We start from the raw sequence: 8,966 nt of genomic DNA, 5'->3' as shown, positions 1-8,966 counted from the left end.
GGCCATAATCGACAACCGCCACCACGCTATTACGATTGTTGGTTGCGGTCGACTCCCCTTTAGCCCGGGAGCAATCGACGGCGGTTTTTGCAAGCAATCACACAGCCGCTGACCACGACGCGATCATGCGTCTAGTCGCGAATGAGGGCGCCTTCGATATGGCCCGCCTATTGCTGGGTCTTGTCCCACTCCGCTGTCGCGTCTGTCAGCATCTTGTCGAAGCTGCCATCGGTGGTCAGCGTGGTGATGCCGTGACCGAAGTCTGCGGCTAATGAGCGGCACGGCGACTTCTTCGAGAAGGCGACGAACATCTCCGCCGTGAGCAAGGCCTGATCGAGCACGACGACCTGATCCTTCAGCCCCTTGGCGGCCGCCTCGGCGACGCCGGGATGATATCCGGCGATCAGGTAGTCGGCCTTTCCGGCTAGGAGCTCTTCGAACGCCGCGCCGATCCCCTTTGTACGGGAGACATCGAGCTTGTCCTTCATGAAGGCATCGAAGTCGTTGCCGTAACTCTCGCCCTTGCTTGTCACGCCTTTCTTCCCGATCAGGTCATCTTTTCCTTTGAAGGGAAACTTCTTACCCTTGGCGACGAACACGGCCACGTCGTCATACATAAAGGCGGGCTGGACGTAATCGAGATAGCCGGCGCGGGCATCGTTGTAGTAGACGCCGACGATGAGATCAGCCTTGCCGTCGCGCGTTGCTTCTTGCGCTTCTTCCCACGACCCCATGTCTTTCGACTGAAGCGGGACATTGAGCTTCTTGGCGATGGCCGCGACAAGGTCGGGTGCGGCGCCGGCGATGTTGTCACCCTCTTTGAAGGCGATCACCGGATACTCGGGATGACCCGTTGCCGTAATCTTGGTGCAATCGTCCGCAGCAAAGGCGCTGGGCCCTGCGAACGCGAGCGCGGCGAAAACGGTGCAGCAGATAAATCTCTTCATGATCCAGATCCCCTAACGTCCCATCTGCGCCTTGATGCGATCGACCTCGGCTTGCGAAATCTTGCCGGCCTGGACCAGAGCACGCACGCAAGCAGGTGAGAGGCTCGGGCCTGCTTTCTTCATGCAATAATTCAGAGCAGACGTTTGAAGTCCGTACTCACCACAGAATTTCTTGTAGTCGTTGACGCAGTTGTTCTGCATGCCCTTTGTGATGGTGCCAGCCTGTGACCACGCCGGAGACGCCGGCATGCAGGCGAATGCAAGAACCAGAACGAAGACTGCGACCTCCGCCGCGCGATAACCGGTCATCCCTCAACCCCTCCAAAGTTCTACGAATCTCTATAGCACACGCCGCGCGACCGATCTTCCTTATATGCACAGGCCAATTCGGGGCCTGGCGCGCACCTTAACTTGACTTAAGGTATTGCTGTGTAAGTAGAAAGTTCCAAGACTGGAGCACTGCCGCAATGAATCAGGCTCTCGTGAAGCTCATCACGGACGAGTCCGGCGCCACGGCCGTCGAATATGGCCTTATCGCCGCCGGCATCGCCGTTGCGATCTCCTCGTCACTGTCGTTGGTCGGCTGCAACCTGGCCGCGCTGTTCACCAATGTCGCCAACGAAGTCAAAGCCCGCTGACGCTTTAAAGCCGAGGCGGTGCCGCTCGCGCGCGTAATCCTCCCCCGTATCGACGTCCCTGAGCGTTGCGGCGAAGGCGACGCTCCGCCCACGCAAGTTCGCGAGTGTAGCAGCGAGCGCATCGTCCGTGGACCAAGGCACGTTGGCGAAGGGCGCTAAGCCTTTGGGGCATCTTTTCTGTCCTGCCAGCCAATAGCCTCCGTCCTCGGCCGGTCCGAACACCGCATCCGCGGCCCCCAGCAATTTGAAGCTTTGCGCGATATGGGCGGGCCGCACCGCGGGAATGTCGCTACCCACCACGACGACAGGCCCCGGCGGCAGGCGATCGAACAGGCTTTGCATGCGCTGGCCGAGATCGCCGCGGCCTTGTGGAATGAGCGTGAGGTTCGCAACGCGCGGCCAGCACGCTTCTGTAAGCGCGGCGTCGGGCGTGACGGCAAGATAAGTGCGCCAGCGCGGATCGGCCGCCAAACGTTGGACAGTGCGAGCAAGCGCGTTGCGGTAGAAGCGGGTCGCGAGGCCCACTCCAATGTCGCGCGCCAGCCGGCGCTTCACGGCGCCCGCCTGAGGGCGCTTGGCCATGATGACAAGACGGGGTGCGAAAGAGATGCGGGCGTCTCGCCGCTGCCTAACCATAAAGGCGGGCGAGCACGCGCGGCGGCACGCGAAGGTAATAGAGCAGCATGAGGCCGAGATTACGGACACCGCGCGAGAAGTAACCTTCGGCCTGATAGCGCTTGGCGCTGGTCACCGCGCGCGACTTCAGAGCGACGAGCTGGCGCCGCTTGAGACGGCGGACGAGATCCACGTCCTCCATCAGGGGAACGGCGCGAAAGCCGCCGAGCTCGTCATAGAGTTTGCGGGAAATAAGCAGGCCCTGATCGCCATAAGGCAGCGCGAGCAGGAAACAGCGCAAGCCCACCAGGCCTTCGACCAGGCGCGGCATGAAGCCGTCGTCGTCGAGGCAGAAGCGGAAATAAGCCGCTGCCTGCCGGCGGCGCCCGGCCTCCACGCGGTCGATGAAGCTTTGCGCCTCTTCCGCCCAGCCCGGCTCAAGCACCGTGTCGGCATGCAGAAACAGCAGCCAGTCGCCCTTCGCGAGCCCCGCGCCCACGTCGAGCTGCGTGCCCCGCCCGCGCGGCGCCTGCACCAGATGCGTGCCGGCGGCGTCGGCGATCACCAGGGTGCCATCGGTCGAGCCGCCATCGGCGACGATGGCCTCCTGCACGATGCCCTCCACCACGGCCGGCACGAGGGCCGCCAGCGTATGGACCAATGTGGGCGCCGCATTGAAGGTGGGAATGACCACGGAAATCATGGGCGGACTATAGCGTTTGGCCTGCTTGCGGCAATCGCAGGCTGCCCGTTGTTCTTGCTTTGTTCTCTCCGCCGGGCTATATAGGCCCCATGAGCGTTGCCTTACGAAAACAGGTCGATTCGGAGAGCCTGCCGGCCGAAGCCGGCGGCGTCGCCTTCGACCGGCGGCATGGCCGGGGCGCCCAGACAAACCGGTCGGGGCGGTTTGAGAACCTCGCCTACGAGCCCGCCGATGACGGCTGGGACTCGCTTTTTGATCTCGAAGCGCTTCAGACCGAAGTCCAGGAGATGCCGGCCCGGCAGATGATCACCAAGAACCAGTCGCCCGATATCGGCTTCGACCGCTCGATCAATCCCTATCGGGGCTGCGAGCATGGCTGCGTCTATTGCTTCGCCCGCCCGAGCCACGCATTTCTCGGCATGTCGCCCGGGCTCGATTTCGAGACCAAGCTGTTTGCCAAGACCAATGCGGCGCGGGCGCTGGAGAAGGAGTTGGCCGCACCGAACTACCGCCCCCGCATGATTGCCATCGGCTCGAACACCGATCCCTATCAGCCGGTGGAGCGGCGCTACCGCATCATGCGGCGTATTCTCGAAGTTCTGAGCGCCGCCAATCATCCGGTCGGGATCGTCACCAAGTCGGCTCTGGTGTTGCGCGATCTCGATATCTTGCAGTCGATGGCGAAGCGCGGCCTGGTCAAGGTGGCGCTGTCGGTGACCACGCTCGACCGTAAGCTCGCCCGCGCCATGGAGCCCCGCGCCGCCACCCCTGAGAAACGCCTTGAGACCGTCGAGAAACTGGCAAGCGCCGGCGTGCCCGCCGCCGTCATGGTGGCGCCGGTCATTCCGGGACTGACCGATTCGGAGATGGAGCGCATCTTGGAGCGCGCTTCCGTCGCGGGCGCGGCCGAGGCGGGCTACATCTTGCTGCGGCTGCCGCTGGAGATCGGCGATCTCTTCGTGGAGTGGCTCAAGGCCAATTGCCCGGACCGCGCCGAGCGCGTGTTGTCGCTGATGCGCCAGAGCCGCGGCGGCAAGCTGTACGAGGCGAAATTCGGCGACCGCATGGAAGGCCACGGGCCTTACGCCTGGATGATCGGCCGCCGGTTTCAGATGGCCGCCCAGCGGCTCGGTCTCAACGGCTCCGTTCCCTTACGGACCGATCTGTTCACTCCGCCAAAACGGCCCGGCCAGCAGCTGCGCCTCTTGTAGGTTTTTCCACAGCGCCCGGCACTTAAGGGCCGGGGTAGTTGCGCGGCCGGCGCGGTTTGTCGGAAAGTCGCCGGATCATGGCGCTGCCCGCAGAACCGCTTCCCGCCCCTTCTCTCCCGAGCTTCGATCTCGAAGAAGAGCTCATGGATCTGCACGGGCTGCCCGTGGCCGGCATCGACGAGGCGGGCCGCGGACCCTGGGCGGGACCTGTTGTGGTCGCGGCGGTGATCCTCAATCCGAACCGTATTCCCGAAGGGCTCAACGACTCCAAAGTGCTGACACCCCAGGCCCGCGAGGACCGCTTCGCGGAGATCATCGCCACGTCGTGCGTGTCCATCACCATCGGCCAGGTGAGACGCATCGACCGCGACAACATTTTGCAGGCGAGCCTGTGGGGCATGCGCGCCGCGTTCCGTGGGCTACAGGTGCCGCAAGCCGCAGCACTGATCGACGGCAATCTGGTGCCGAAGCGCTTTCCCGGCGGCAAGGCGCGCGCGATCGTCGGCGGCGACGCGTTGTCGTTGTCGGTGGCGGCCGCCTCGATTATCGCCAAAGTCACCCGCGACCGGATCATGGTGAAGCTCGCCAAGCGCTATCGCCGCTATGGCTGGGAAAGCAATAAAGGCTATGGCACGCCGGAGCATGCCCGCGCGGTGCGTGAGCACGGCGTGTGCACGCATCACCGCAGATCGTTCGCGCCGATCGAGCGTGCGTTGCGCATCATGAACGAGCGCGACGAAGCTTCGCCGGTCGCCGAGACTTAAGCGAGCCAGCCGCCGATGCACTCGGCGATTTTGTCGGCGCCAGGCTCCACCAGCAACATATGCGCGTGGGTTTGAAGCGCCCAGAACTCGGCTTGGCGGTAAGCCTCCGCCGTCGCCTTCGCGCTCTGCAACGACACGATGTGATCCTCCGCGCCCGATAGGCACAGCACCGGACAGGTCACCGCGGACGTATCGACTTCCGTCGCCACGGTCTGGTCGAACATCCAGAAGAAGAACTCGAACAGCGCGCGCCCGGATTCCGGGCCGAACTCGTCGAACACGCGCCGCTGCGCGTCCTGCGGCAAGAGGTTCAGCGTGTAGTGGCAAGCCAGTTCGAAGTTCGGATCGATGGCACGCGTCCAGAAATCGCCGATGGTCATCAAGTCCTGGCAGAGCTGCTTCTCTGCGGCCGTCGGCGGCAAGATGCCGGCGCGCGGCGCCGGGCTCACCAGAACGAGCTTCTCGGCGAGATCTTCGCTCGCAAGCTGCTGGGCGATCACCGCACCCATGGAATGGCCGAGCAGGATGGGCTTCTCCGGCAGCAGTTTGACGAATGTGGTCATCTGCGCACGGAAATCGGCGATCCCGACATTGGCCAAGGTGCCCCGCCCCGTCTCCTTTTCGGCCCCATGTCCGATCAGGTCGGGCGCATGGCAGGTGAAGCCATTTGCCTCGAAAACCTTGGCAAAGACGCCGAAACACCAGCCGCCGCAATTGGCGCCGTGGATCATGACGATGGTCTGGCTCACTTGCGGGTCTCTCCCTCGGCTTGTCGGTTAAGGACGCCTTTACCGTACTCCGCCAGCATGGGCCGGTCCTGCCCGAAAGAGGCGGGGTTTTCAGTATTTGCGTAACGAGAGTGGGTGACATGGGTGTGGGGGACACTGGGGAGCTTCGGCTTCGCCGTAACAAAATCATTGTGGGCGATTGCATCGAGGAGCTGGCGCGGCTTCCGGAAGGCTCCGTCGATCTCGTCTTCGCCGACCCGCCGTACAACCTTCAGCTCGCCAACACGCTGCTGCGGCCGAACAATAGCCGCGTAGACGGCGTGGACGACGACTGGGACAAGTTCTCCAGCTTCGGCGCCTATGACGCCTTCACCCGCGATTGGCTCACCGCCTGCCGCCGCGTATTGAAGCCGAATGGCAGCCTCTGGGTGATCGGCAGCTATCACAATATCTTTCGCGTCGGGACGGCGCTTCAGGACCTGGACTACTGGGTGCTGAACGACGTGATCTGGCGCAAGGCGAACCCGATGCCGAATTTCCGGGGGCGCCGCTTCACCAACGCGCACGAGACCATGATCTGGGCCTCGACAGGCCAGAAGGCGCGCTACACGTTCAACTACGAGTCTATGAAGGCGCTGAACGAAGATTTGCAGATGCGCTCCGATTGGCTACTGCCGATCTGCTCCGGGGGCGAGCGTCTGAAACAAGACGGACGCAAGACGCACCCGACGCAAAAGCCCGAGGCGCTGCTGCACCGCGTGATCCTCGCATCCAGCCATCCGGGCGACGTGGTGCTCGACCCGTTCATGGGCTCCGGCACGACGGCGGTTGCGGCGAAGCGGTTGGGGCGCACCTTTGTCGGCATCGAGCGCGAAGAGGCGTACGCGAACGCCGCGCGCACAAGGCTGAAGGGCGTGAAGCCGCTCGATGCGGCGGCGCTGCAAGTCTCCAAGAGCAAGCGCGCGGAAACACGGGTTCCCTTCGGCACACTGCTTGAGCTCGGCCTGCTGGCGCCGGGTGCGGCGCTTTACGATCCGGCCGCGCGTCACGAGGCGAAGGTCCGTGCTGACGGCTCCATCGCCTGCGACGGCGCACAGGGCTCCATTCACAAGATCGGTGCCCATGTGCAAGGCGCCATGGCCTGTAATGGCTGGACCTTCTGGCACTACCAAGCGGACGGCGCGCTCAAGCCGATCGACGATCTTCGGACCGCCGCACGGGCGAAGCTCGCGTCTTAGAGGCTCGCGTCTTAGACGCTTGCTTATTAGGGGCGCGCCTCTTCGCCTTCGCTTCGAAGGCGTGGGCCAGCACTTTGCGCATCACGGTTGGTAGCGCGGCACCAGGCAGTTCGCGCATGGTGAGCCAGCGGCAGCGCTCAGGTTCCGCCACCTCTAACAGCGCGACACCCTCCGGCACCACTGCGCGGACAACGCAAAGTTCCAAGTGAAAATGCGTGAACGTGTGTTCGACGCGGCCGGACACGTCTTGCCACGGGAGATCGACGGGCGCGTGGGCTGCGCGCGCCGTTTTGGTCGGCGCCGTCTCCTCCCAAGGCGTTGACGGCACTTCCAGCATGCCGCCGAGCAAACCTTTCAGCGGGCGTGTCCGCAGCAGGACTGCGCCGTCCTCGCGCAACACCACGAACGCCACGCCACGACGCGTCGGCCGGGGCGCCTTCTCTTCTTTATAGGGAAGCTGTTCGGCAACCCCTTGTGCGTAGCCACGGCAGGCCGGGCGGACCGGGCAAAGCCCGCAAGCAGGACGCCGCGGCGTGCAGATGGTGGCGCCGAGATCCATTAGGCTTTGCGCGAAATCGCCGGCGCGGGTCTCGGGCGTCAAACTTTCGGCGAGCGCCTTGAGTTCCTTCTTGGCGGCGGGCAGCGGCCTCTCCACCGCGAACAACCGCGCCATGACGCGCTCAATATTACCGTCGACGGCCGTGGCGCGTTTCCCGAAGGCAATCGCGGCAATGGCCGCGGCCGTGTAGGCGCCAATGCCGGGGAGCTTGCGAAGCTCCGCCTCCGTATCGGGAAAGTCACCGCCATGTTCGCCCGCCACGGCTCGCGCGCACGCATGGAGATTTCGTGCGCGGGCGTAATAGCCAAGGCCGGCCCAAGCGGCGAGCACCTCGCCGAGCTCGGCGCGGGCAAGCGCGGCGACGTCGGGCCAGCGGCGCAGGAAATCGATATAGCGCGGCGCGACGGCTTTCACCGTGGTCTGCTGCAGCATGATCTCGCTGAGCCAGACCTTATAAGGGTCTTGGCGCTCCTTTGGCGGAGCACGCCATGGCAGCGCCCTCGCCTCGCGGTCGTACCAGGCGAGCACGGCCCTTTCGATCGCGCGCGGCTCCAGCGCCATGTGACTTTCCTGCATAAGTCGGTTTTCCCGCCGGGCTCTTGATGAGCCATGGTGTAAGCTCAGGCCCTGCCAGGGCAAGCGCGGAGCGCAGGCTCTCCACGGCGATAAACGGCAAGGCGATGGCCCGACAAACGCGAAAACCCAGATATGGCGCGCGCGCCATTGGCTCTTACGTGGCCCGGGCGCTCGATCCGGCGGCGCGGGCAAGGGGCTTCGCCACCACGGCGCTCCTCAGCGACTGGCCGGCCATCGTGGGCCGCGATCTTGCCCGCTTCACCATGCCGGACCGGGTCATCTGGCCCAGGCGCCGCGATGAGGAGGCGGAGACGCCGGCCCGCGGGCACAAGGCCGAGGGCGCCACCCTGGTGCTGCGGATCGAGGGCCCGCGCGCCATCGAGGTCCAGCACCGCTCGGGGCAGATCCTGGAGCGGGTGAACGGCTATTTCGGCTATCGCGCGGTGACCGAAATGCGCTTCCTGCAAGCGCCCATCGCCCGGGTCCGCAAAACCCCTCCGGCCAAAAGACCGCCGCTGCCTGCCTATTCGCTGCCCAAAACGGTGGACATCGAAGACGAAGGTCTGGCCCAGGCGCTCACGAAGCTCGGCGCCGCCACCAAGGCCCGCCTCACCAGGGCTTGAGCCCAAAGACCTTTCTCGCACTTGCCCGATACGGGCCGATCAACGATTGTAGGCCCCGCCCACGCGCCCATCACCTGGGACCGCCAAGCACCCCAGGAGCGCGCCCGCTTGGGCCGCAAGAAACCAGCCATTTCCGGAGTAGTACCGTGGCCAAACCCAAGAAGCCGACCGAGCCCTCAACCGAAGACACCAAAATCAACAAGACCGGACTGATTGTCGGCGGCGCGGTGCTTGCCGCCGTGGTGGTCGCCGGCATCGTCCTCTTCGACGACCGCGGAGGCGCGCCCGACCCCAACGCACCCAAGATGGATCCCGAAATGGCCGCGCTGATGGAGGCGGGGCCGCTGGAGGATATCGTCCTCGG

At 64.5% G+C, this 8,966-nt stretch carries 12 protein-coding genes; 6 read left to right on the top strand and 6 right to left on the bottom strand.

Annotated elements, in window-relative coordinates; genetic code table 11:
• Positions 1 to 167: 167 nt before the first annotated feature.
• Entirely contained in the window at positions 168 to 947 is a 780-nt protein-coding gene (locus ABY454_RS11305; protein ID WP_372930749.1) for a transporter substrate-binding domain-containing protein, read from the bottom strand.
• A gap of 12 nt (positions 948 to 959) precedes the next feature.
• Entirely contained in the window at positions 960 to 1,256 is a 297-nt protein-coding gene (locus tag ABY454_RS11300) for a hypothetical protein (RefSeq protein WP_372930748.1), read from the bottom strand.
• A 158-nt stretch (positions 1,257 to 1,414) separates the two neighbouring features.
• Here ABY454_RS11300 and ABY454_RS11295 point away from each other — a divergent pair, with 158 nt between their 5' ends.
• Complete coding sequence (locus tag ABY454_RS11295) at positions 1,415 to 1,585, top strand: Flp family type IVb pilin (protein WP_372930746.1); 171 nt, start codon at positions 1,415 to 1,417, stop codon at positions 1,583 to 1,585.
• On the opposite strand, the gene ABY454_RS11290 is transcribed toward ABY454_RS11295, so the two are convergent.
• A complete protein-coding gene (locus tag ABY454_RS11290; protein WP_372930745.1) occupies positions 1,514 to 2,167 on the bottom strand; it encodes a TIGR04282 family arsenosugar biosynthesis glycosyltransferase in 654 nt (217 codons plus the stop codon). The genes ABY454_RS11295 and ABY454_RS11290 overlap by 72 nt on opposite strands.
• Before the next feature lie 46 nt (positions 2,168 to 2,213).
• On the bottom strand, positions 2,214 to 2,903 hold the full coding sequence (locus ABY454_RS11285; RefSeq protein WP_372930743.1) for a TIGR04283 family arsenosugar biosynthesis glycosyltransferase: 690 nt from the start codon (positions 2,901 to 2,903) through the stop codon (positions 2,214 to 2,216).
• A gap of 89 nt (positions 2,904 to 2,992) precedes the next feature.
• Between ABY454_RS11285 and ABY454_RS11280 the strand changes: the two genes are divergently transcribed.
• Both ABY454_RS11280 and ABY454_RS11275 read left to right on the top strand, forming a co-directional pair.
• The gene (locus ABY454_RS11280) at positions 2,993 to 4,114 is read left to right on the top strand and encodes a PA0069 family radical SAM protein (RefSeq protein WP_372930741.1); all 1,122 of its coding nucleotides are present in this window, start codon (positions 2,993 to 2,995) and stop codon (positions 4,112 to 4,114) included.
• 77 nt (positions 4,115 to 4,191) lie between these two features.
• Positions 4,192 to 4,878 (top strand): ribonuclease HII, encoded by a 687-nt coding sequence (locus tag ABY454_RS11275; RefSeq protein WP_372930740.1) that lies wholly within the window; start codon positions 4,192 to 4,194, stop codon positions 4,876 to 4,878.
• Here ABY454_RS11275 and ABY454_RS11270 read toward each other — a convergent pair.
• Positions 4,875 to 5,627: an alpha/beta hydrolase gene (locus ABY454_RS11270; RefSeq protein WP_372930738.1), complete on the bottom strand. Its 753-nt coding sequence runs from the start codon at positions 5,625 to 5,627 to the stop codon at positions 4,875 to 4,877. The two genes, ABY454_RS11275 and ABY454_RS11270, sit on opposite strands and share 4 nt — an antisense overlap.
• A gap of 119 nt (positions 5,628 to 5,746) precedes the next feature.
• On the opposite strand from ABY454_RS11270, the gene ABY454_RS11265 reads away from it, so the two are divergent.
• Entirely contained in the window at positions 5,747 to 6,844 is a 1,098-nt protein-coding gene (locus tag ABY454_RS11265) for a site-specific DNA-methyltransferase (protein ID WP_372930736.1), read from the top strand.
• Here ABY454_RS11265 and mutY read toward each other — a convergent pair.
• The gene (mutY, locus tag ABY454_RS11260; RefSeq protein WP_372930735.1) at positions 6,792 to 7,979 is read right to left on the bottom strand and encodes an A/G-specific adenine glycosylase; all 1,188 of its coding nucleotides are present in this window, start codon (positions 7,977 to 7,979) and stop codon (positions 6,792 to 6,794) included. The genes ABY454_RS11265 and mutY overlap by 53 nt on opposite strands.
• 104 nt (positions 7,980 to 8,083) lie before the next feature.
• On the opposite strand from mutY, the gene ABY454_RS11255 reads away from it, so the two are divergent.
• Positions 8,084 to 8,602 (top strand): DUF721 domain-containing protein, encoded by a 519-nt coding sequence (locus ABY454_RS11255; protein WP_372930733.1) that lies wholly within the window; start codon positions 8,084 to 8,086, stop codon positions 8,600 to 8,602.
• A 146-nt stretch (positions 8,603 to 8,748) separates the two neighbouring features.
• Positions 8,749 to 8,966: hypothetical protein (locus ABY454_RS11250; RefSeq protein ID WP_372930732.1), on the top strand; the 218-nt coding region annotated here is incomplete at its 3' end.

The sequence above is a fragment of the Methyloceanibacter sp. genome, from assembly GCF_041573655.1.
In the GTDB taxonomy this organism is placed as follows: Bacteria; Pseudomonadota; Alphaproteobacteria; order Rhizobiales; family Methyloligellaceae; genus Methyloceanibacter.
The sequence above is the reverse complement of the archived record's forward strand: the minus strand, read 5'-3'. Positions and strand labels throughout refer to the sequence as shown.

Coding starts and splice junctions, on each gene's coding strand:
- ABY454_RS11290 (WP_372930745.1), bottom strand. CDS start 2,167: ATGGCCAAGCGCCCTCAGGCGGGCGCCGTGAAGCGCCGGCTGGCGCGC.
- ABY454_RS11265 (WP_372930736.1), top strand. CDS start 5,747: ATGGGTGTGGGGGACACTGGGGAGCTTCGGCTTCGCCGTAACAAAATC.
- ABY454_RS11300 (WP_372930748.1), bottom strand. CDS start 1,256: ATGACCGGTTATCGCGCGGCGGAGGTCGCAGTCTTCGTTCTGGTTCTT.
- mutY (WP_372930735.1), bottom strand. CDS start 7,979: ATGCAGGAAAGTCACATGGCGCTGGAGCCGCGCGCGATCGAAAGGGCC.
- ABY454_RS11275 (WP_372930740.1), top strand. CDS start 4,192: ATGGCGCTGCCCGCAGAACCGCTTCCCGCCCCTTCTCTCCCGAGCTTC.
- ABY454_RS11305 (WP_372930749.1), bottom strand. CDS start 947: ATGAAGAGATTTATCTGCTGCACCGTTTTCGCCGCGCTCGCGTTCGCA.
- ABY454_RS11295 (WP_372930746.1), top strand. CDS start 1,415: ATGAATCAGGCTCTCGTGAAGCTCATCACGGACGAGTCCGGCGCCACG.
- ABY454_RS11255 (WP_372930733.1), top strand. CDS start 8,084: ATGGCCCGACAAACGCGAAAACCCAGATATGGCGCGCGCGCCATTGGC.
- ABY454_RS11280 (WP_372930741.1), top strand. CDS start 2,993: ATGAGCGTTGCCTTACGAAAACAGGTCGATTCGGAGAGCCTGCCGGCC.
- ABY454_RS11285 (WP_372930743.1), bottom strand. CDS start 2,903: ATGATTTCCGTGGTCATTCCCACCTTCAATGCGGCGCCCACATTGGTC.